The 21,840-nt window shown below is 71.3% G+C and carries 20 protein-coding genes; 7 read left to right on the plus strand and 13 right to left on the minus strand.

What is annotated here, in order from left to right:
• Positions 1 to 357: 357 nt before the first annotated feature.
• Complete coding sequence (locus ABT170_RS30245) at positions 358 to 843, minus strand: DUF6643 family protein (protein ID WP_266928845.1); 486 nt, start codon at positions 841 to 843, stop codon at positions 358 to 360.
• Between the two features lie 260 nt (positions 844 to 1,103).
• Here ABT170_RS30245 and ABT170_RS30250 point away from each other — a divergent pair, with 260 nt between their 5' ends.
• Positions 1,104 to 2,435 (plus strand): TerD family protein, encoded by a 1,332-nt coding sequence (locus ABT170_RS30250; protein WP_351872610.1) that lies wholly within the window; start codon positions 1,104 to 1,106, stop codon positions 2,433 to 2,435.
• Between the two features lie 27 nt (positions 2,436 to 2,462).
• Here ABT170_RS30250 and ABT170_RS30255 read toward each other — a convergent pair whose 3' ends face one another.
• Complete coding sequence (locus ABT170_RS30255) at positions 2,463 to 3,644, minus strand: glycosyltransferase (RefSeq protein ID WP_351872613.1); 1,182 nt, start codon at positions 3,642 to 3,644, stop codon at positions 2,463 to 2,465.
• A 58-nt stretch (positions 3,645 to 3,702) separates the two neighbouring features.
• Between ABT170_RS30255 and ABT170_RS30260 the strand changes: the two genes are divergently transcribed.
• Both ABT170_RS30260 and ABT170_RS30265 read left to right on the plus strand, forming a co-directional pair.
• Entirely contained in the window at positions 3,703 to 4,488 is a 786-nt protein-coding gene (locus tag ABT170_RS30260) for a glutamate racemase (RefSeq protein ID WP_329945220.1), read from the plus strand.
• Positions 4,489 to 4,558: 70 nt separating this feature from the next.
• Complete coding sequence (locus ABT170_RS30265; RefSeq protein WP_351872617.1) at positions 4,559 to 5,122, plus strand: hypothetical protein; 564 nt, start codon at positions 4,559 to 4,561, stop codon at positions 5,120 to 5,122.
• Between the two features lie 143 nt (positions 5,123 to 5,265).
• Here ABT170_RS30265 and ABT170_RS30270 read toward each other — a convergent pair whose 3' ends face one another.
• Entirely contained in the window at positions 5,266 to 6,330 is a 1,065-nt protein-coding gene (locus tag ABT170_RS30270) for an O-antigen ligase family protein (protein WP_329945219.1), read from the minus strand.
• A gap of 294 nt (positions 6,331 to 6,624) precedes the next feature.
• Between ABT170_RS30270 and lnt the strand changes: the two genes are divergently transcribed.
• Both lnt and ABT170_RS30280 read left to right on the plus strand, forming a co-directional pair.
• Positions 6,625 to 8,262 carry an apolipoprotein N-acyltransferase gene (lnt, locus tag ABT170_RS30275; RefSeq protein WP_329945218.1) on the plus strand — a complete coding sequence of 546 codons (1,638 nt, stop codon included), beginning with the start codon at positions 6,625 to 6,627 and terminating at the stop codon, positions 8,260 to 8,262.
• A 9-nt stretch (positions 8,263 to 8,271) separates the two neighbouring features.
• Entirely contained in the window at positions 8,272 to 8,751 is a 480-nt protein-coding gene (locus ABT170_RS30280) for an NUDIX hydrolase (protein ID WP_329945217.1), read from the plus strand.
• Positions 8,752 to 8,829: 78 nt separating this feature from the next.
• On the opposite strand, the gene ABT170_RS30285 is transcribed toward ABT170_RS30280, so the two are convergent.
• The 9 genes from ABT170_RS30285 to ABT170_RS30325 all read right to left on the minus strand — a co-directional run bounded on the left by ABT170_RS30285 (position 8,830) and on the right by ABT170_RS30325 (position 18,706).
• On the minus strand, positions 8,830 to 11,451 hold the full coding sequence (locus tag ABT170_RS30285) for an aminotransferase class III-fold pyridoxal phosphate-dependent enzyme (RefSeq protein ID WP_351872622.1): 2,622 nt from the start codon (positions 11,449 to 11,451) through the stop codon (positions 8,830 to 8,832).
• A gap of 20 nt (positions 11,452 to 11,471) precedes the next feature.
• Positions 11,472 to 12,515 (minus strand): 3-oxoacyl-[acyl-carrier-protein] synthase III C-terminal domain-containing protein, encoded by a 1,044-nt coding sequence (locus ABT170_RS30290; protein ID WP_329945215.1) that lies wholly within the window; start codon positions 12,513 to 12,515, stop codon positions 11,472 to 11,474.
• 187 nt (positions 12,516 to 12,702) lie between these two features.
• Positions 12,703 to 14,046, minus strand: a complete 1,344-nt coding sequence (locus ABT170_RS30295) for a cytochrome P450 (protein ID WP_329945214.1) — start codon at positions 14,044 to 14,046, stop codon at positions 12,703 to 12,705.
• A 134-nt stretch (positions 14,047 to 14,180) separates the two neighbouring features.
• Positions 14,181 to 15,164: a ketoacyl-ACP synthase III gene (locus ABT170_RS30300; RefSeq protein WP_329945213.1), complete on the minus strand. Its 984-nt coding sequence runs from the start codon at positions 15,162 to 15,164 to the stop codon at positions 14,181 to 14,183.
• Positions 15,161 to 15,427: an acyl carrier protein gene (locus ABT170_RS30305; RefSeq protein ID WP_351872627.1), complete on the minus strand. Its 267-nt coding sequence runs from the start codon at positions 15,425 to 15,427 to the stop codon at positions 15,161 to 15,163. The genes ABT170_RS30300 and ABT170_RS30305 overlap by 4 nt, the downstream gene beginning before the upstream one ends.
• Positions 15,428 to 15,836: 409 nt before the next feature.
• Complete coding sequence (locus ABT170_RS30310) at positions 15,837 to 16,448, minus strand: DUF1707 SHOCT-like domain-containing protein (RefSeq protein WP_351872630.1); 612 nt, start codon at positions 16,446 to 16,448, stop codon at positions 15,837 to 15,839.
• A gap of 122 nt (positions 16,449 to 16,570) precedes the next feature.
• On the minus strand, positions 16,571 to 17,494 hold the full coding sequence (locus ABT170_RS30315) for a JmjC domain-containing protein (RefSeq protein ID WP_351872633.1): 924 nt from the start codon (positions 17,492 to 17,494) through the stop codon (positions 16,571 to 16,573).
• A 72-nt stretch (positions 17,495 to 17,566) separates the two neighbouring features.
• Entirely contained in the window at positions 17,567 to 18,436 is an 870-nt protein-coding gene (locus ABT170_RS30320; RefSeq protein WP_329945209.1) for a JmjC domain-containing protein, read from the minus strand.
• Positions 18,437 to 18,505: 69 nt separating this feature from the next.
• Positions 18,506 to 18,706 (minus strand): hypothetical protein, encoded by a 201-nt coding sequence (locus tag ABT170_RS30325; RefSeq protein ID WP_329945208.1) that lies wholly within the window; start codon positions 18,704 to 18,706, stop codon positions 18,506 to 18,508.
• A gap of 284 nt (positions 18,707 to 18,990) precedes the next feature.
• On the opposite strand from ABT170_RS30325, the gene ABT170_RS30330 reads away from it, so the two are divergent.
• Positions 18,991 to 20,019, plus strand: coding sequence for an SMI1/KNR4 family protein (locus tag ABT170_RS30330; RefSeq protein WP_329945207.1), 1,029 nt, complete (start codon positions 18,991 to 18,993; stop codon positions 20,017 to 20,019).
• Between the two features lie 175 nt (positions 20,020 to 20,194).
• Here ABT170_RS30330 and ABT170_RS30335 read toward each other — a convergent pair whose 3' ends face one another.
• On the minus strand, positions 20,195 to 21,199 hold the full coding sequence (locus ABT170_RS30335) for an alpha/beta hydrolase (RefSeq protein WP_329945206.1): 1,005 nt from the start codon (positions 21,197 to 21,199) through the stop codon (positions 20,195 to 20,197).
• Positions 21,200 to 21,292: 93 nt separating this feature from the next.
• On the opposite strand from ABT170_RS30335, the gene ABT170_RS30340 reads away from it, so the two are divergent.
• Entirely contained in the window at positions 21,293 to 21,718 is a 426-nt protein-coding gene (locus ABT170_RS30340; RefSeq protein WP_351872639.1) for a MerR family transcriptional regulator, read from the plus strand.
• Positions 21,719 to 21,840: the final 122 nt, after the last annotated feature.

Raw genomic sequence — 21,840 nt, forward strand, 5'->3', positions numbered from 1 at the left:
AAGAGGAGGTTCTTCCCGGCTGTGGTGATCACACGACGCCCGCACGGCCCGAGCGTCCGGGCGGAGGGCTCGCCGATGGCGGTCCGCCGGTACGCGGCCGACACCTGCGTCATACATGGCTGCTGACCTCGCGTGACGACCTCGCCCGCGCTGTCGGCCGGGCTCCGGGGAGGGCCGTCGTCGAGTCCCCATGGCTCGACGGCGACGGCTTCACCGGGGCACACACGGCGGCGTCCCGGAGCGGCCGTGCGTCCACCCCGCCGGTCCCCTCGGCGCGCACGGCCGTCCACGATCGGGCCTGCGCCACGGTCGTGCGTGGCCGCGGGCCCGCCGCGCGGCGCCCCTGTCGTCCGGCTGTCAGTACCCCCGGCCCTGGTACGGGCGGTTGTACGGGTCCTCGTAGGGGGACGGTGCCGGTGCGGGCCTGGGAGAGGCCGGCCGCATCGATTCGTACCCGGTCCCGGGGGCGGGCCGCTGCGGCTGCGGCTGGGGCTGATAGCCGCGTGCCGGGGCCGGCTGCTGCGGGATGTACGGCGCCGGGGCGTGCTGCAGATGGGCGGGCTGCATCGGAGCGTGCTGCACCGGGGCCTGCTGGTACTGAGGGGCCATCGGCTGCTGGTAGCCGTACGACGGGCCCGGCTGCGAGGGGGCGGCCGGAAGGGCCGGCAGCGCCGAAGGCAGCGCGGGCAGATAGCTGTTGCCGGTGTCATAGGCGGCAGGCACTCGGATCGGAGCGATCTGAGGGGTGCCCCGCTCCGCGACCAGGGAGTCGTAGATCGGAGTGTCGGCGAACGACGGTGCGGCGTAGTAGCCGCCGCCGTAGGTGGAGCGAGGGGAGGTCATGGCACCTAAGTTAAGCCCACGATGAGCTGGTTGGGGAGCCCGATAAGAGGGTTGTTTTACGTGTTGTGAGTGAACCACGATCCCCAATGCGAGCGAACTTGGCAAAAAAGGGCGCCTGGTGGCGTAGTGATCGTGTAAAGGGCGAGTTCACGGCAGGTTACCGGCGATCGCCGGGCGGGTCCCCGCGCCCGCCGTGGACTGCGGGGGACGGCGGGGGGATTAGGTTTGACGGGAAAAGCTTTTGGGCACCCGGACTCGCGATGGGGGCGAGCATGACCATGCTAAAAGGAACCAATGTTCCGGTGCCGGCTCGGGCCGTGCGGGTCGAATTGGGCCGGCGGGCCTCTCCCGGGGCGCCGGATGTCGATGCCTCGGCACTCCTTCTGGTGTCGGGAAAGGTTCGCGACGACGCGGACTTCGTCTTTTACAACCAGCCCGCGCACGCCTCGGGCGCCGTCCGTCACGAAGGCAGGACGGCCGGTGACGGCGGTGTCACCGACACCCTCCTGGTCGACTTCACGCGGATCGAACCCGCGATCGACCGTGTCGTCGTCACGGCATCGGCGGACGGCGGCGGTTTCGGACGGGTGAGCGGACTGTACGTACGGATCGTGGACGTGGCGGACGGTGCCGAGATCGCCCGCTTCGACAGCACGGACGCCACGGTCGAGACCGCCCTCATCCTGGGGGAGCTGTATCTGCGTCAGGGCGCCTGGAAGTTCCGTGCCGTCGGCCAGGGGTACAGCACCGGGCTCCAGGGCCTCGCGACGGACTTCGGCATCTCCGTCGACGAACCCCGGCAGCCGGCACCATCCCGTCCGCCCCGGCAGCCGCGACCGCAGCAGTCCCCGGGGTCACCTCCGCGCCCGTCGTCGCCCGCCGCGCCGCCCCCACCCACCCCGTCCGTCCCCGCGGCACCGCCCGCCCCTCCCGCGCCGCCCGTCCCGCAGCCGGTAAGACTGACCAAGGTCACACTGACGAAGGAAGCCCCTTCCGTCTCTCTGGCCAAACAGGGCGGTTCCTCCGGAGCACTTCGCGTCAATCTCAACTGGGAAGTGCGCAAACAGTTCAAGGGCTGGGGAGCCAAACTCGGCAGGGCCATCGCCATGCACGCCGACCTCGATCTCGATCTCTGCGCCCTCTACGAACTCACCGATGGCAGCAAGGGAGTTGTTCAGGCACTCGGAAACGCCTTCGGTTCACTCCGGCAGCCGCCCTATATCCATCTGGACGGGGACGACCGCACCGGAGCCGTCTCCACCGGTGAGAACCTCACCGTCAACCTCGACCACAAGGACCGGCTCCGCCGCGTTCTGATCTTCGTCACCATCTATGAAGGCGCCCGGAGTTTCGCCGATCTCCACGCCACCGTCACCCTGCGGCCGCAGAACGGCGCGGCGATCGACTTCTCGCTCGACGAATGCACCGTTCCCTCCACCGTCTGCGCCCTCGCCCTGATCAGCAACGACGGGGGAGACCTCACCGTGCGGCGCGAGGCCCGCTATCTCGTACCGGAGCGCGGAGTCAGCCCGCAGCGCACCATCGACGCCGCCTACGGATGGGGCATGAACTGGACCCCGGGCCGGAAGTAGCAGGCCGAGGCCGGGGCGAGGACCGGGTCACAGGTCGGGGGTGGCCTCGGGGCGGGAGTAGGTACGCCCCTTCCAGGCCGACCCCCGGCCCCGGTAGTGCCGCACCGCCGAGTCCACCGTCATCAGGAGGTACAGCACCGCGGTGAACGGCAGCAGCGGCGCGAGCCACAGCGACTGCCGGTAGTACGCCAGCATCGGCAGATACGTCCCCGTCATCACCGCCCACGCCGCACCGCCCGCCCAGGCCGCCGCCGGATCACCCGTCAGCAGCCCGGCCACCAGCGTGACGGGCGGAGCGAGATAGACGAGCGCCAGCCCCGCAACGGTGCCGGCGAGCAGCAGAGGGCTGTGCCGCAGCTGCGCGTACGCACTGCGCGCGACCATCTGCCACAGGTCCCCGAGCCGCGGATACGGCCGCACGCTGTCGACCCGCTCCGCGAGCCCCAGCCAGATCCGGCCGCCGCTGCGCTGCACCGCGCGGGCCAGCGACACATCGTCGATCACCGCCTGCCGGATGGACTCCGGGATCCCGGCCCGCTCGGCGGCCTCCGTACGCAGCAGCACACAGCCGCCCGCCGCGGCCGCGGTCCGGGCACCCGCGCGGTTCACCCGCCGGAACGGATACAGCTGCCCGAAGAAGTACACGAACGCGGGCACCACCAGACGCTCCCAGGTGCTCACCACCCGCAGCCGCGCCATCTGGGACACCAGGTCGAACCCGTCGGCACCCCCGCTGCCGGCCGCCGCCACCAGGTCCCGCAGGCTGTCCGGTTCATGTGCGATATCGGCGTCCGTGAGCAGCAGGAACTCGGGCTTCCGCTGCCGGGCCAGCGCGATTCCGTGCCGTACGGCCCAGAGCTTGCCCGTCCACCCCGGCTCCGGCTCCCCGGGCGAGACCACGGTCAGCGGCAGCCCGCCGTACCGCACCGACAGGGCCCTGGCCAGCTGCCCCGTACCGTCCGTGCTGCAGTCGTCGACCAGGATGACCTCCGCCTCGCCCGGGTAGTCCTGGGCCAGCAGCGACGGCAGACTCACCGGCAGCATTTCCGCCTCGTCGCGCGCGGGCACGACAACGGTCACGGACGGCCAGCGCGCGGGTTCGGCCTGACGGGGCAGCCGCTGGTCGGTGCGCCAGTAGAACCCCTGGCCCAGCAGCAGCCACACCCACGCGATCAGCGAACCCACGGCGATCCAGGCAACGGCGCTCATCCGCCGAAGTCTGCCCCACTTCGGGCAGGCCGCAAGGGCTGTCGACTATGGTGACTGGGTGAAGATCGCGCTCATGGACTCCGGAATCGGCCTGCTCCCGGCAGCCGCCGCGGTACGCCGTCTGCGGCCCGACGCGGATCTCGTGCTCTCCTCCGACCCGGACGGGATGCCCTGGGGACCCCGTACGCCGCAGGATGTGACCGCCCACGCGCTGGCCGTGGCCCGTGCCGCCGCCGCGCACCGTCCGGACGCGCTGATCGTCGCCTGCAACACCGCGTCCGTCCACGCCCTGCCGGCCCTCCGCGCCGAGCTGGAACCCGCACTGCCCGTCATCGGTACGGTCCCCGCCATCAAGCCCGCCGCCGCGGGCGGCGGACCCGTCGCGATCTGGGCGACCCCGGCGACCACCGGCAGCCCGTACCAGCGGGGGCTGATCCAGCGGTTCGCCGACTCCGTGGCGGTCACCGAGGTCCCGTGCCCCGGTCTGGCCGACGCCGTGCAGCACGCCGACGAGGCGGCCATCGACCGTGCCGTCGCCGCGGCAGCCGCTCTCACCCCGCCCGATGTGAAGGCCGTCGTCCTGGGCTGCACCCACTACGAGCTGGTCGCCGAACGGATCCGGGCCGCGGTGCAGCGGCCCGGCCGGCCGCCGCTCGCCCTGCACGGTTCCGCGGGAGCCGTGGCCGCCCAGGCGCTGCGCCGGATCGGCGCCGTGCCCGCGCCGTCGGACGGACCGTCCGGGGCCCTCGACGTCATTCTCAGCGGACGGGCCGCCGCACTGCCCGAGCCCGCAATGGCCTACGCGGAGGGGCGTCTCCTGAAGGCGGTCAGCCCCGCGTTCTGAGCGCTCCGACCGCCGGTCGCGGCGGCTCGTCCCCTCCCCGGCGGTGTGCGACGTGAGTACGCTGCTTGACATGACGCACCACGGCGACAGCGCGGGGCACGGCTCCAGCCAGGCACCGTCCAGCGTATGGACCGGCCGGGCCACCAATCGTGTGCAGTGGCTGCTCGCCGCCGTGGGCGCGGGATGCATGGCCCTGGGCATCCAACTGGCCGTGGGCTCCACCTGGACCTCCGGCATCGCCCCGCTGCTGATGTCCGTGATCGGCTGCGTCGCCGCGGGCCTGCTCATGCTGTTCGGAACGCTCGCCTTCGTGCATGTGGCCGTCAAGGTCGACGGGGACGCGCTGGAGGTGCGCTGCGGTCACGCGGGTCTGCCGCGCCGCCGGATCCTGCTCACCCATGTGGTCGGCGCGGAGTTCGCGCCCACGGTCACCCCACGTCAGTGGGGCGGCTGGGGCTACCGCTGGCGGCCCGAGCAGGGCACCGCGGTGGTGGTGCGCAAGGGCGAGGGCCTGGTGCTCAGACTCGGCGACGGCCGGACCTTCACCGTCACGGTGGACGACGCCGAGGCGGCCGTACGGTTCATCCGGGACCGTCTGCACCTCCAGGGCACCGGTACGCACGCCGGAGCCTGACCTCCCGGGCGCCACCCGATGCCGCCCCGCCCGCTCCGGCCCCGGCCCCGATACGGTCCGCGTTCTGCCCCGACCCGACCGGGCGGACCCCTCCCCGGCCCGGTCCGCCCCCGGCCCGGTCCGTCCTTGTGCGTCGTCGCCGCTCAGGCCGGTGGCGCACCGTCCGCCGGCTGCTTCCCGTCCGCGCTGCCGCCCACCGGGTACCGCGCCGAGGCGAGACCGGCGAGCAGGCCGGCCCCCGCCGTCACCGGGGTGAAGCTCAGCGCGTTGCCGACGACGGCCAGGGCCGCCAGCGCGGTCAACGCGGCGCCGGCCGTCAGGACCACCGCCGTCGTACGCGGCGAACGCCACAGGACGTACAGCAGCCAGCCGAACGAGGCCGCGAGCAGCCCGACACCCACCACGCCCTGCTCGGCGGCCTGCTGCAAGGGGGCGGAGTGCGGCTTCCCGTCGGAGCCCAGCGTCTCCTGCGCGGTGGAGCTCAGTTCGCCGAACCGGTCGGGACCCACGCCCAGCAGCGGATGCTCCCGCGCCAGCTCCGCCGCGTCGCGCCAGAGCAGCACCCGGTTCCGGGTGAGCTGGCCCTCCAGGGCGACCGAGAGACCCCGCGGCAGGGCGTCCTCGGCCACCGCCCAGGAGACCCCGGCCATGAGCCCGGCGATCAGGGCGAGAACCGCCATGCCCGCCAGCCGGTGCCGTGTCCGGACCGCGGCCAGCGAGCAGAGCAGCACCCCCACGGCCGCGGCGAATCCGACAGCCGAACCGAGCGTCAGAGCGGCGCAGGCGGAGCAGAGGGCCAGCAGCCGCAGGGCGACCCGCGGCGCGGCCCGCCCCGCCGCCGCCGCGGCGCAGCAGGCGGCGCCCGCCGCCAGCACCAGCAGGGCTGCGGCCGCCCCGGTGTGACCGGGGGCGATGTCCGCCGCCGCAGTGGCGCCCGGCATGCCGTGGCGCGACACCAGGGCCATGACCAGTGCGGCGACGGCGACCGCGGTGGCCGCCGCGACCGGCAGCAGGGTTCCGCAGATCCTGCCGCAGGTGAAGCCCGCCGCGACGGCCAGCAGCGCGAGGAGTACGCCTTCCGGCCGGGTGTCCCGCCCCGCGGCGCTGAGCAGCGACCAGACCGCGCAGGCGGCCAGGATCACGGCTCCCGCCACGTCGGAGGCACTGCCGCGTTCCCGGGTGCGGACCCGGCCCGCCGGTGCAGTCATCCCGTCGACCCCCGACCTGTGACCGTCCCGCCCACGACGGCCGGACCGGCCGGTCCGCGGGGGACTGGCGCACACCGTAACGGCCGGAGGCCACAGATGTGAAGGAATGGCGCAGAAACGTTGTGGCAGGGGACGTCGTACCAGGCCGGGCGCGCGGGCCCGTTCACGGCGGGCGGGTACGGGCGGCGCGGACGCTCCCACGGCCCACCGGATCACGCCGGGCCGGCGCCGCGCGGGGCCGCACGGAAGCGGCCCGCGCCGCCCCGCACAGGCGCCCACCGTAGACTCCGCCGGGTGAGCGCCACCATCACCACCGTCGACGACCCGTCGCCCGCCGTCACGCCCTCCGGCCGCAGGCTGCTGCCGGGGCTCGTCCGGCCGTCCGCCGCCGTACTCTCCGGCCTGCTGCTCTACGCGAGCTTCCCGCCCAGGCCGCTGTGGTGGCTGGTCCTGCCCGGATTCGCGCTGCTCGGCTGGGTGCTGCACGGACGCCGGGCGCGCGCGGCCCTGGGGCTCGGACTCCTGGCGGGGCTCGGCTTCATGCTCCCCCTGCTGCACTGGACGGGTGAGGAGGTCGGCCCGGTGCCGTGGCTGGCGCTCGCCGCCGCCGAAGCGCTGTTCATCGCGGTGGGCTGCGTCGGGATCGCCGCGGTGTCCCGGCTCGCGTACTGGCCCGTCTGGGCCGCCGCGGTCTGGACGCTGGACGAGGCGGTCCGGGCCCGGGTGCCCTTCGGCGGCTTCCCCTGGGGCAAGATCGCCTTCGGACAGGCGGACAGCCTGTTCCTGCCGCTCGCCGCGCTGGGCGGCACCCCGCTGCTCTCCTTCGCGGTGGTGCTGTGCGGCTTCGGGATCTTCGAAGCGGTACGCCGGTTCCGTATGCGCCGCACCACCGGAGAGGTGCCCCGTGCCGCGGTCGTGGCAGCGGCGGCGACCGTGCTGGTGCCCGTGGCCGCCGCGCTCGCCGCACTGCCGCTGGTCGACGACTCGGCGGAGGACGGGACCGCCACCGTCGCGGCGATCCAGGGCAATGTGCCGCGCCTCGGCCTCGACTTCAACTCCCAGCGCCGCGCGGTCCTGGACAACCACGCCAAGCGCACGGAGCAGCTCGCCCGCGAGGTGGAGGCGGGCAAGGTGCCCCGGCCCGACTTCGTGCTCTGGCCGGAGAACTCCTCCGACCTCGACCCCTACCGCAACGCCGACGCCCGCATGGTCATCGACGACGCGGTGAGGGCGATCGGCGTCCCCACGGTCATCGGCGCGGTCGTCGAGCCCGAGTCGGAATCGGGCAACCTCCGCAACACCCTCATCGAGTGGGAGCCGGACAAGGGCCCCGTCGACACCTACGACAAGCGGCACATCCAGCCGTTCGGCGAGTACATGCCGATGCGGTCCTTCGTCCGGATCTTCAGCAAGGACGTCGACCGGGTCCAGCGGGACTTCGGACCGGGGAAGAAGGTCGGGGTCTTCGACCTGGCCGGTACGAAGGTGGGCCTGGTCACCTGTTACGAGGCCGCGTTCGACGACGCCGTACGCGACACGGTGAAGCACGGCGGGCAGCTGATCGCCGTACCGAGCAACAACGCGACCTTCGGCCGCAGCGAGATGACCTACCAGCAGCTGGCGATGTCCCAGGTACGGGCCGTCGAGCACGGGCGCTCCGTGGTCGTCCCGGTGACCAGCGGGGTCAGCGCGGTGATCAGGCCGGACGGGACGATCGTCGAGCGGACCGAGATGTTCACGCCGGACGCTCTCGTCGAGGAGGTGCCGCTGCGGTCCTCACTGACGCCCGCGACCCGGATGGGACCGCTGCCCGAGGGCGTCATCGCCCTGCTCGCCGTGACCGGCCTCGGCTGGGTGACCGTCCGCTCGGTGCGTACCCGGCGGGGAACACGCGGGAACACACGGGCGCAGGGCCCGGGAACGGCCGCGTAGGCTCGCCGCATGGGTACCCCCGACTTCATCCGCGACATCCGCGCCACCTCCGGCCATCAGCTCCTTCTGCTGCCGGGGGTCACCGCGGTGGTCTTCGACGACGAGGGCAGGCTGCTGCTGGGGCGGCGCGCGGACACGGGCAGGTGGGCGCTCGTCGCCGGAATCTGCGAACCGGGCGAGGAGCCCGCGGAGACGGCCGAGCGCGAGGTGTTCGAGGAGACCGCCGTACGCTGTGTGGCCGAGCGCGTGGTGCTCACCAAGGCGCTGCAGCCGGTGCAGTACGCCAACGGAGACCGGTGCCAGTTCCTCGACATCACCTTCCGCTGCCGGGCGACGGGCGGCGAGGCCAAGGTCAATGACGAGGAGTCGCTGGAGGTGGGCTGGTTCGCGGTCGACGCGCTTCCCCCGCTCTCCGAGTTCCATCTCTTCCGGATCAAGCAGGCCATCGCGGACGGACCCACCTGGTTCCAGCCCACGGCCCGGACCTGAGACGACCGCCGCCCGACCGGCGCTCACCCGGCGGGGGCGTCGGCGGACGCGTCCGCGTCGGGCACGCGCGGCGGTGGGTCAGGTGACGAAGAGCTGGTCGGTGAGCATCTCGTCGAGGCTCGTCCTGAAAGCCCGTGCGATCTCGTCGAGGTCGTCCGCGGTATGGGCGGCGCTGATCAGGAAGCTGTGGAGCTCGGGCAGATACACCCCGTGCTTGCGCATGTAGTACGCCAGGGCGATGGTGGCCTTGAAGTTGCTTCCCGTCATACGGTCCCGGTACAGCTCCGGTTCGTTGTGGCTGAAGGTGACGGAGAAGATGGAATTGCGGGCCTTGACCCGGCAGGCGATGCCACGTTCGCGGGCCGCCTCGCTGAGCATGGCGGCGAGCCGCCGGGTGTGGTCGTCGAGCTGCCGGTAGAGCTCGGGATGCGTCCGAAGGTGTCGCACGGTGGCCACACCGGCCGCGCAGGTCAGTGAGTTGCCGCTGAGTGTGCCGCCGGCGAAGATCCGGTTCTCGTAGTCGGAGAAGGGGTCCTGGGAGCTCTTGGCCATGTCGACGAACTCGGCGCGCCCCACGACCGCGCCGCACGGCAGTCCGCCGCCGATCACCTTGCCCAGGCAGGTGAGATCGGGCTGGATACCGGTCATCACCTGGACACCTCCGTAGGCGACCCGGAAGCCGCTGACCACCTCGTCGTAGATCAGCGGGATGCCGAGTTCGGTGCACATGCCGCGCAGTTCGCCCAGGAACGTGGTGTCGAGGGTGACCACCGAGGTCGGCATGGGTTCGAGGATGACGCAGGCCAGCTCGTCGGCATGCTCGCGAAGCCGGCCCAGGCCGGGGATGTCGCCGTACTGGAGCACGAGTGTGCTGTCGACCGTCCCGGGGTCGCACCCCAGCGATCCCGCGATCGGCGTCGGGTGGTCACGGTCGCCCGAGAAGCGGAACCACGAACTGACCATTCCCTGGTCGGAGAAGCCGTGATAGTGCCCTTCGAACTTCGCCACCCTGTGGCGTCGGCGGTATCCGCGGCACATCCGGATGGCGAACAGGATGGCCTCGGTGCCCGAGTTGCACAGCAGGGCCTTGTCGGCCGCCGGGAACGCGTCGACGAGGAGCTCCGCCAGTTCGATCTCGCGGGGGTGGCCGATCCCGTTGACCGGCCCCTGTTCGAGCCCCTCGGCGATCGCGCTTCCGACCGCCGGGTGGCCGTAGCCGAGAAGGTGGGGGCCATATCCTCCGCACAGGTCGAGGTACTCGTTTCCGTCGAAGTCGTGTACGCGTCCGCCGGAGGCCCGGTGGACGAAGACGGGGAAGACGCTGGGGAAGAAGTACCGGTCGATGTGGGTGGGGGCCACCAGCGCCGCCGCGGCCCGTTCGCGCAGCCGTAGAGACGTGGGCATCCGCTCGGTGAAGACGGCCCGGAAACGGGCCTCCACCTCCGCGCTCATGTAGGGCGAGTAGCGGTCGGTGAACTTGCGCGCGTTGGCCCAGATGTCGATCTCGGGACTGACCTGTGCGGCGAAACCCTCTCCGGACAGGAACACCAGCTCCACCTTGGTGAAGTTGGTGGTGTACATCGACTTGTACTTCCGCAGCACGTTGTTCACGTCGTTGAAATAGGCGACGGTGGACCACCGGCTCGAACTGATGTCGAAGTGGTAGGTCAGCACGCGCGTCATGTCCGCGTCGTACTCGTGCCGCCGTTCGGTCAGTTCGGGGCCGATGCGGACGAAGAAGCGCGTGAACCGATCGGTCGCCACCTCCCATTCCTTGCGGATACAGGCGTAGTAGAAGGAGGACAGCCCCCATTTCTCGCCCTCGCTCAACTCCGCGGTGACACCGAAGTCGAGGAGGATGATCTCCCCGGCGGGGGTGAACATGACGTTGCCCGGGTGGGGATCGCCGTGGCTGAGCCCATGCATGTACAGCATCGTGTTGACGGTGTCCTGCATGCGCCGGGCGAGCTGGTGGCGGGGCATGTCGACCTCGGCGGCGTGCTTTCCGGGGATGCCTTCCATGAACTCCATGACCAGCATCCGGGTGGTGACCAGCCGCGGGTGCACGGCGGGCACCCGCACATACGCGTGCCCGGAGAAGTTGTCGCCGATGCGCTGCTGTTGACGGGCTTCGAGCCGCATGTCGGCCTGTGGCCGCAGCAGCCGGGCAATCTCCTCGAAGCGCCGGGACACATCCAGCCGGCGGGCCGGGGCCGAGCAGCGGTCGACCACCCGCAGCAGTGTGGACAGTGCGCGCAGCGACCTCTCGATCTCCTCGGGGACACCGTCCTTGACGAGTTTCACCGCCACCTTCTGCCCGTCGTGCAGTTCGGCCACGTGGACCTGTGCCACCGATGCGCTGGCCACCGGCTCCAGGTCGAAGGTGCGGAAGGTGGATTCCAGCGGTCCGCCCAGTTCCCGCTCGACCGCGCGCCGTGTGTCGGACCGGGTCATGTGGGGAGTCCGGTCCTGAAGGGCCCGCAGCGTGTTCACCCAGTCAGGGGTGAGCAGATCCGACCGGGTGGCCGCGACCTGGCCCAGTTTGATGTAGATCGGGCCCATGCGGAGCAGGAATCCCAGGACCGCCTCGGCCCGGCGCCGCTCGCGGGTCGTGGCGTCACGCCGCAGCGCCGACGCGCGCGCGTATCGGACCGCTCCCAGCGCGATGCCGAAGACGGCCTTGACGAGGTGTCGCAGCATGTTCTTCTCCCACCGGAGGGTCAGAGGACGAAGGTGAAGGCGCCGAAGGACATCCCGGCGCTGCCGACCCAGCCGACCGCGCGCCGGCCCGGCCGAAGCCGGCCCGCTTCGATGGCGGAGTCGATGGCCGCGGGAACCGAGGCCGAGACCACATTGCCCATCCGGTCGTAGATGTGATGGATCACCGTGCCGAGCCCGAGCCTGTCGGCGCCCGCCTGCCACTCGCGTTTGCTGGACGCGTGGGTGAACAGGGCCGCGACCTCGTCGATCGGTGGATCGAGCTCTTCGAAGACCCTCTCCGCCTCGGGCTTGCCGGCCGCGTGCATGTCGAAGCCGAAGGAAGCGAAGATTCCGACACCGTTGTGGGCGAGCTTGTCCGAGGGGTCGCAATAACCCTCGTAGCCCTCAAGGGTGACATTGCACAGCGGTGCGAGGTCCGGCCGGGAGATGAAGCGGAACCGCCACGGCTCGGCGTCCTCCGCGGTGAGCACGGTCGCGGTCGCGGCCTCCCCGAGCGTGTAGGCCGGCAGGGTCGAGCGAAGGTCCTCGGCGCTCTTCAGCTGGAAGGTGCGAGGGTAGACCTGGCCACCGGGACGGAGATTGAATTCCGCGTTGACGATCATCGCCGTGCGGTACTCCCCGGTGCGGAAGAGGGCGTCGGTGAGCTGTACGGCTCTGGTCCAGCTCATGCACGCGTCGAGGATGTCGAAGCACTGGGCCTTGTCGAGCCCGATCGCCGCGGCCGAGTGGTAGGCGCCCGCCGGTTCGAGGAACCCCCGGGAGACCCCGGTGTAGATCAGTACGTCGACCTCTTCCGCGGTGATCCCGGCCTTTGCCAACGCGCGCCGCGCGGCGGTGCGCAGCAGGTCGATGGGGCGTTCCCCGGTGTCGAGCCAGTACCGCGTGACCGACCCGGAATACCGCAGGAACGCGGCGACCCTGTTCACCGTGTGGTCCAGATCCCCCGTGAAGCGCCCGGTGCTCTGCTGGTGGATCAACTGGATGACGTCCGTATTGGTGACCTCGCGTGAGGGAAGTTCCGTCACGACGGAACGCAGTTTCATGTCAGTCCTTTCCCATCCGGGCAGGGAGCCCGGGGCCGAACTCACGAACACCTCTCCCGTGCGGCGGCTGCGCGACCGCGAGGCCGGCCATTCCGCCGGCGCGGGACCGGACAGGCAGCCGGATTTCGTCCGGCGCGAGTCAGGAGTGAATCCAGGCGCGAATTCTTTTCCTCCGGCGTGGAAACGCTCACCGGAGGGTCTGTTCGATGCGGGCCAGGGGCCTCGCGATGATCCTGGCACCACCGGCGGGCGCCATGGTCACACTGTTGAGAACGGCCGCCTCCGGCTTCGGACGGTCGGTGCTGATGGCGCGGGCGGAGAGCAGTACCCCCAGCACCTCGACGGACTGCATCACGGACAGATACGCCCCGATGCAGCGCCGCGCGCCACCACCGAACGGAATGAAGGCATGCGGTGGAATCCTCTTGTCGAGAAAACGTTCGGGGCGGAATGCCTCCGCGTCCGGGTAATGCGCCGTATCCATATGGACGATCCCGATCAGCGGCATGAGCGTGGCCCCTTCGGGCAGCCGGAACCCCGCCAGCTCGATGTCCTCGGTCAGCGTCCAGATCGATTCGAAGATCGCCGGACGCCGTCGTAGTGATTCCTTCACCACCGCTTCCAGATAGGCGGAGTCGTCCACGAGCGCCGCCCGCACGGCGTCGCGCGCCACCCGAGGATCGCGCGCCAGCTCGTGCAGGGCCCAGGCCAGGGTCGTGGCGGTGGGTTCGTGACCCGCGAGCAGGAGCGTGATGATCTGGTCGCGGATCTCGGCATCGCTGAGCCGCTCGCCCGCGTCGCCCGCGCAGATCAGCCGGGACAGCATGTCCTCGCGTTCGCGCAGATCGGGTGCCTTCCTGCGCTCGGCGATCGTCGCGTGGATGAGCGAGTCGAACCGCGCCAGCAGCGCGGCAGCGCGCTTCCACGGGACGACGCGACGCGCGGCCGAGCTGTTCAGCCCGATCAGCACCGTGAGTTGACCCACCGGCAGCCTGTCGACGAGGGCCCGGGTCTCGTCCAGGCGCGCGTCCCGGTCAGGGCCGAAGATGATCCGCCAGATGATGTCGAGACTCAGCGCGCGCATTCTGTCGAGACTCCTGAAGGGCACACCGAGGGGCCAGCGCTCCAGCTCCTTCTCCGTCAGCTCGCGGATCGCGCTGCGGTATCCCCGTACCGCGGTCTTCCCGAACAGCGGGACCATCAGCCTCCGCAGCCGCCGGTGCTGCTCGTCGTCGGAGGTGAGCAGTGACTGTTCGCCGAACACCGGTGTCAGGACCCGGTTGCCCTCCCCGACATGGAACAGCGACGCCGGTGCGCCGAACATGGCCCCGATGTGCTCGCTGTTCATGACCAGGATCACCGTGCGCCACGGGAAGACCCTCAGCGAGACGATGTCACCGTAACGGTCGCGCAGCCTCTTGGCCCATGTGTGCCGCCACCAGGTGAACACCACGGTCTGTACGGGCCGGGGCAGGCGCGGACCGGGCGGAGGCGGTCCGTGCTCCTTTCCGTTCCCGATGCGGATCAGCATGAGGAGCGCTCTCCTTTCCTCGGTTCGGGGGAACCCGGCCGCGTCGGCCACGGAGCCGCCGGCCGCTTCGGCACAGGTCCGTAGGACCGCGATCCGCCCCGCGATCCGGTCGGGGGCGCCGCCGCGTCATTCGGTCAGGGGACCTGAACGGCCTGGCCGGCGTAGGCCAGACCGGCGCCGTAGCCGACCAGTACCGCCCACTGGCCGCTGTGGACGCGGCCCGAGGCCAGCAGCTGGTCAAGGGCGAGCGGCACCGAGGCGGCACTGGTGTTGCCGGTGAAACGGCCGTCGTCGGCCACCACGACCCTGTCGGGCACGCGGAGCGCCGTGACGACCCGCTGGATCATCCTCCAGTTGGCCTGGTGCGGGATGAACGCCGCCACGTCGTCCCAGCCGATTCCGGTGACCGCCAGGATCTCGCGCACCGCGGCGGGCACGGTGGCACAGGCCCATCGCGTCACCGCCAGGCCGTCCATATGCAGACGTGGATGCGGTCGCGCGGCGATGTCCAGCTCACGAGGGTGCGGGCGCACTTCCAGCGCCGCCGCCCGCTGCCCGGACGAACCCCACACGACCGGCCCCACACCCGATGCCCCCTCCGCGGCGCGGACGACCACCGCCCCCGCTCCGTCGGCGAACAGCGGGGCGGTGACCGGATCGTCGGGGTCGACCATGTCCAGCATGCGGTCCGCGCCGATCACCAGCACCGTGTCGCAGCCACCGGCACCGATCAGTGAACGCGCCACATGCAGCGCGTAGCAGAAACCCGCGCAGGCGATGCTCACATCGAACGCGGCCACCCGCAGTCCGAGCGCCGCGGCCACCTGCGGGGCGATGGCCGGGCACAGCTGGAGATTGGACGACGTGGCCACCAGTACGACGTTCACCGCGTCGGCAGGCAACCGTGCCGCCGTCAGCGCCTCCTGCGCGGCGAGGGTGGCCATGGAGATCAGCGACTCGTCCGGACCGGCCACGCACCGGGACTCCACGCCCGTCCGTGAGAGCACCCACTCCCGCGTCACGCCCAGCCGCTCCGCCACCTGTTGGGTATCGGCCGGCGCCGGCCGGTAGGAGCCCGTGGACACCAGGCGGCACGGACGTACGGCTTCGACGCTCACGAACTGCCCCGGCCGTCGGCCGCGGCCACGAACTCCAGCATCGAACGCGGGGTGGTGAGGCGGCCGGCCTCGTCGTCACCGATCTCGATCAGATAGGTGTCGCTGATCACCGTCATCATCTCGGCCCGCGCCAGCGAGTCCACGTCCAGGTCGTCGAAGGGTCTGTCGAGCACCTCTTCGGGAAGCCGGATCGCCTTTTCGGGCGACGCGTTGTCGCCGTGCACCACGCGTGTCAGGATCTGTTCGAACTCCTCAAGCGTCATGACGTCTCCATTCATGGCAGAGGGGCGGACGCGCGCAGATCCGTGTCACGGGAAGTGGGCGGATTCTCGTCTCCTCCGTGAGTCCGCTGTCACGGTTGGCAGGCCGCCCTAGAAGCATCACAGAGACATCTGCTTCTTAGGAACCGGTGAGAAGAGCGTGAATGAGGCTCAAAGGAGTGTACGGAGCATGACCGGAGTGCGAAATGGAGAAATCAGCCCGGGATACAACCTTCGCGTCCGAGGCGCCGTTTACGCTCCGGAACGCCGGGTGAAGTTTACGCTCCAGAACGCCGGGTGAAGGTGAATTCCGCTCCGTTCGCGCGAAGAAAGCGGGATTCCGCGCGGTGAAATCTCCGGGTGAGCGGCCCTGCCGCCGTCGTGGCGGGGCAGGGCCTCGCGCGGTGATCCGTCAGGCCGGGTTGCCGCGCAGCTTGCGCCGTTCCCAGCGGCCGGGGTGGCGGATGACGACTCCCGCCATGCCGCCGGACCCGGTGAGCCGGATCAGCGGAGTCCCGGGGAGCCGGTCGGGAGTGGTCCTGTCCTTGAGACCGCCGATGCCGGGATCCATGCCGGTGGTGTCGACGGCCCAGGAGTCGGGAATGACGATGGTGACTCCGGCCATTTCCCCATGCGCCTCCACCGCGACCTCGGCGAGGCGGCACCGGGTCCGGGTGAAGTCGAGCTTGACGCCGCCCATGCCTCCGCGGGCGACCACGTGCCCAGGAACATCCCAGCACCCGGGCCCCCGGGACGCGCCGTGCATGCCGCCCTTGAGCACCAGCGGCGGCAGGCTCCGGGGGGAACCCACCCTCGGCAGGTCGGCGGTCAGCACGGCCAACTCCGCGTAGGTCCTGGACGTCAGCGCCTGTTCCAGGCGCGAATCCAGCTCGTCAAGGTCTATTCGTCCCTCGGCTGCGGCATCGCGCAGCTGCTCCACCACCGCTTCGCGGTCGTCATGAGAGGCGCGGAGCTCTCCCGGGGGAGCGGGGCGCGGAGAGGGCTCCGGAGGCTGGGCTGTCATGGCCACAAGAATAGGCAACCCGGGCCCGCCCGGAACCCGGCCGCCGCCGAGCCGGATGGTGAATGACCGATGGCGCCCTGTGGTGCGGGGCGGCCTTTCCGCGCTCCTCGCCTCTCCGCGGGTCACGCGCCGCGCTTCGGCCCCGTAGCGATCAGGTCGCTCAGCGGGCGTCCCGGCGAAGGGCGTTCCGTGCGCATGGTCTCCCGCGCGAGCTCCACCAGTTCCTCGGGGGTGAGTTCGGCGAGTGTGGCCCGGAAGTGCGCGAGAAGGCCGGCCGCGGCCGTGTGCAGGGAGGCGTCGTCGTTGGGGCGCGGCGCGATCTCGTCACCGGTCAGCAGCAGGGCCCGCGCCAGCGCGTAGAGCTGGGCGGTGCCGGCCTCGCGCACGGTCAGCGACAGGTGGGCCGACGGGGTGTCGCCCACTGCCACGGCGCAGTGCGCGAACGCCCTCGGCACATAGAGGACTTCGCCCTCCCCGAGCACTGTGTCCAGGAGCGGGTCGCCCAGGTCGCCCGCCGCCCGTTCGGGCTGCCATTCCCCGTCGGCCGGTCCGCCGTACACCCGCCACCGCTTCGCCCCGTGGATCTGGACCGCGAGGATGTCGGCGTCGTCGCGGTGCACGGGGCGTCCCTGCGTGCCCGGCGGGGTGAGGAAGTAGAACGCCTCGACCTGCCGGCCGAACCGCTCGGCGAGCCCGTCCGCCAGATCGCGTACGCCCGCGTGCCACTGGTCGACGTAGCGGAGGAGCAGGGTGGCCCGCTCCTCCGCGACGATCCGGCGGACCGACCCGGCGTCCACGTACCGCTCGACGATCTCGCCGAGAACCACGCGTGGAAGGCAGAAGCGCTCCGGTGCCACCACGCTCTCCTCGTGGACGAGTTGGGCGTAGGGGGTCGCCAGGCTCCCGGCGTCCAGGAGACGGTCCACCTCGGCGACCGTCAGCACATCCACGGGAGGGCTGTCGGGGCGCAGCACGACGGGCTCCTTCCGCCAGTGGCCGGAGAAGAACGCGTCGGGTTCCGGTACGCACCGGGTCAGCCAGTCCATGGTCCTGCTCTTCCTTTCACGCCGCGGTGGCGCGCGATGGTGCCGGCGGCGGGTGTCGCCGCCGGGACGTTGTCAGGCGGTCGGGCGGTTGCTGAAGGCCTGCGGCCGGGCCCGGGCCACGAGATCCTCGGGCGTCACGTCGGCCAACTGCTCCTGGAGGTGTCCGAGCAGGGAGGCCGCGGCGCTGAGCAGGGCGTCGTCGTCCAGCGGACGGCCCGGGAGGGTGATTCCCCCGGAGATCCGGGACAGCAGGGCGTTGCGCAGATGGTCGGTTCCGGCCTCGCGGATCACCACCGTGAGATGGGCCGAGGGATCGTCCCCCACCGCCGCCGCCGTGTGCGCGAAACCCCTTGGTACATAGAGGATTTCGCCGGGACGCACGACGGTGTCGAGGAGCAGCGGCCCCGGTTCGTCCGCCCGGACCGGTTCCCAGTTCGCGTCGGCGGGCCCGGCGTACACGTGCCACCGTTTGGCGCCGCCGAGCTGGATCGCCAGGAGATCGCCGTCGTCGCGGTGCACCGGACCGTGGCGGCCGGGCTGGGAGAAGAAGTAGAACGCCTCCACCAGACGTCCGAGCTGTTCGCCTACGCCGGCCGCGAGCGCGCGTACGGGTGGGTGCCACTGGTCGACGTAACGCAGCTGCAGCGTGGCGCGTTCGTCCCGGATGAGGTCGCGGACGGCCTGTCCGTCCACATAGCCCTCCACCGCACGTCCGGTGACGAGGCGGGGCGGGCAGAACCTTTCGTCGGGGATCCGGCCCTGCGCCGTGTAGAGGCCCGCGTACGGGGTGCGCAACAGGCCGCCGTCCAGGATCGCGTCGAGCCCCGCGCGGGTCAGCAGCTCCAGCGGCGGCTCGGCGGGCCGGAGAACCACCGGGGCCGTACGCCAGTGGGTACGCAGGAACGTCTCGGTGTCCGGTACACACCGTTCGAACCAGTTCATGGCCCGCCTCTCGTTGGGGTGGGCCCACCGGTCCGATCGCCGGCGGGCCCACGGGGTCGTGCCGGAAGGTCAGATGACGTCCGGGTAGCAGTCGCCGCAGCCCGCGGTGGTCCGCTGTTCCGACGACGACGGTCCCGTGCCCGCGGCCGCGGACGGCGCGAAGGCGGCGCCACCGATGACGGCGGCCGCGGCCACGGAGAGCGCGGCGCGCTTGGTCAGCCGGGCGCGCCTGGTCGGCTGCGGTGCGGCGGCATCCTGTCGGACGTTCATGAACTCTCCTTGTTCCCGGTGGATCCGGGCGTCGCCGAGCGCCGGCCGTCGGCCGGTGTCCGGTCATCGATTGCGGCCCCGAAATCCGGTGCCGTGATCAATGGTTGCTGCATGCTTCACCTCTTGGACAGGCCTCATACGGGTTCGATACGGCCCTGACGGTTTTCTTGACGCCAGGCCCCGGTCAGGCCCCTGGCGCGGCGGTACGCCGTCGTGCGCCCCGGCCGGACGAGCAGGTCACCGGGGCTCGTAGGATTGCGGGCGCATACGCGAAGGAGAACGTGGTGGGGTACTTCGAGGGCTTCGACGGCACCGGTTTCTGGGAGGACTCGGCGTACGCGCTGGACCATTACGTCGAGGACCCGCCGTCGCCGGAACGGATCGCCTCCCTGGAGAAGGAGATCGGCGGCTACCGTCTGCCCGCCTCCTATGTCGCTCTGATGCGCGCGCACAACGGCGGTATCCCGGCCCGCGACTGCTTTCCCATGACCGAGCCGACGTCCTGGGCCGAGGACCACATCGCCATCAACGGGATCATGGGCATCGGACGGACGAAGCCGAACTCGCTCGGCGGCGAGTTCGGCAGCCGTTTCTGGATCGACATGTGGGAGTACCCGGACATCGGTGTCTACTTCGCCGACACCCCCTCGGCAGGCCACGACATGCTCGCCCTGGACTACCGCGCCTGTGGCAAGGACGGCGAGCCGTCGGTGGTGCACGTCGACCAGGAGGACGGCTTCGCCGTCACCCCGGTCGCGGAGACCTTCGAGGCGTTCGTCGAGGGTCTGGTCGAGGCATCCGTTTACGACACCTCGGAGGAGGACCGGCTCGCCGCCCTCGCCACGGTGCGCGAGGGCGGCTTCTCACCCGTCCTGCTGCGGGCCTTCCGGGAGGCCGAGGGTGTTCTGCCGGACGCGGACGGGCTCCTGAGGCGGCTCGCCGAGGCCATCGTGCGGGAGAAGGGGTTCTTCTCCCTGCACGCCGACGCGCACTCGACGCTGATGTACGACTTCCTGTTCTGGCTGTTCACACGCGACAACCGGGTCGACTCCTTCGAGCGGTACCTCAGGGCGCCGGATACGCGGGAGCGCTCCTACGCGAGCCCGGACTACGAGCTCATGATCGTCTTCTGTCTCGTGTCCGACCCGTTCGGCTTCCGCACCGGCGGGTACGCCCCCGGCTTCCTGGACGACTGGTGGAGCTCCCGCGTTGCCCGGGGCGCCATCGTGGAGACGGCCGAGGGGCACCGGATGACCGGGGCCGCCGTCGCCGTGATGATCGAGGAGCTCACCGCCGCGGCCGGTGAGCCGTAGGCGCACCGGGTGGGGGCGGACGCCCGGTGTCCGCTCCCGCGGTTCCGGCCACCGCCACCGCCGGCGGCCCGGCCCCGGCGCCGCCGCACGCGATGCCACGGGCTGACCCGCGACCTCGGCCGGGCGCCGGCGTGGCGCGCCCGCCGGTCGATGGGTCCGGGCCCGCCGGGCGGGGCTACCGCCGTGTGCCGGGCGGGGCGCTCAGGGCGCGGGTCAGGGCATCCGTGCGGTAGCCGACGATGCGCGCACTGAGTTCGGCGTCGGGGGCGAGCAGTTCGCCGGCGTGGATGCCACCGGGGTAGACGTGGAGTTCGACCGGGACGCCCGCCTGCATGAGCCGGTTGGCGAAGGCGATGTTCTCGTCGCGGAACAGGTCGAGTTCGCCCACGTCGAGATACGTCGGCGGAAGGCCGCTCAGATCCTCGGCGCGGGCGGGCGCGGCGTACGCGTCGACCTCGTCGGTGCCGGCCCGTTCGCCCAGCAGGGACTGCCACCCCTGGAGGTTGGCCGCGCGGTCCCATATGCCGATGCCGGTGATCTCATGGCTGGACGGGGTGGTGTTGCGGTCGTCGAGCATCGGGTACGGAAGCATCTGGAAGGCGAGCGGCGGAGTGCCGCGGTCACGTGCCAGCAGGGCCACCCCGGCGGCCAGACCGCCGCCCGCGCTGCCTCCGTACAGGGCCAGCCTGCCGGGGTCGACACCGAGACCGGAGGCCTCGCCGGACATCCAGAGCAGAGCCGCGTAGCAGTCCTCGACCGGCGCCGGATGGGGGTGCTCGGGAGCCAGCCGGTATTCGACGGAGACGACGACGGCGCCGATGGCCTCGACCAGGGGGAGCACCTGGCGGTGGTCGGTCCCGACGCTGCCGGTGATCATGCCGCCGCCGTGGATGTAGAGGATGCCGGGCAGCGGGCCGGTGCCCCTGGTGCCGGTGGGCCGGTAGACCCGTACGGCCACGTCCGGTGCGTCGGCCGGGCCCGGCACGGTGAGGTCTTCGTACTCGACGCGGTCGTTGGGCGGCAGCGCCGCCAGGGCCGCCCGGTTCATCTCCTCGTACAGCTCGCGCTGGCGCGGAATGGGGAAGCCGAACAGGCCGCCGGGGCCGGTCAGCTCATGGAGGGCGTTGAGGCCGTGGTGGACCTGGGGGTCGATACGGCGGGTGATGCCGGACTCGGACACGTGAGCGCCTTCTCTCGGGGTGACGTTGCCGGAGTAAGGTAAAACCCTGACATTGGCGTGAGGGTCAATCGGAGTCGCTATGAAGTGGGTCACATGAGGATCGGCGAGCTGTCCCGGCTGACCGGGGTGAGTGTGCGGGCGCTGCGCTACTACGAGGAGGAGGGGCTCATCCTGCCCGCGCGCGGCGGCAACGGCTACCGCGACTACTGCGACGGTGCGGATGAGATGGTCCGGCAGATCCGCGGGCTGATCGAATGCGGACTGCCGACCCGGATCATCCGCGACATCCTTCCGTTCCTGGACGGTCCGGCGGACCTGCTGCCCCAGGTCCCCTGTCCGCGGATGCTCGACCAGGTGGCGGCGGAACGGGAACAGCTCGACCGCCGGATCCGGTGCCTCACCCGCAACCGGAAGGCCATCGACGCCTACTTGAGGGCCGCGCGGACCGCGGCCTCGGAGGCCGGGGAGCTCCAGGACGAGGAGACCGCCGCTCGTTCCCCCGAGCCCGCGACCCGCTGACCCGGGCCCCGCGCGGCACGGTGACGCGCGGACCCCCGGGTGGCACCGGGTGGGACGGGATGGGCCGGCTGTCAGGCGCCGGCGGGCATTTGACCCTCACGCAAGCGTGAGGGTTTTAGTGT

The organism is Streptomyces sp. NPDC001787 (genome assembly GCF_040297465.1).
Classification (GTDB): domain Bacteria; phylum Actinomycetota; class Actinomycetes; order Streptomycetales; family Streptomycetaceae; genus Streptomyces.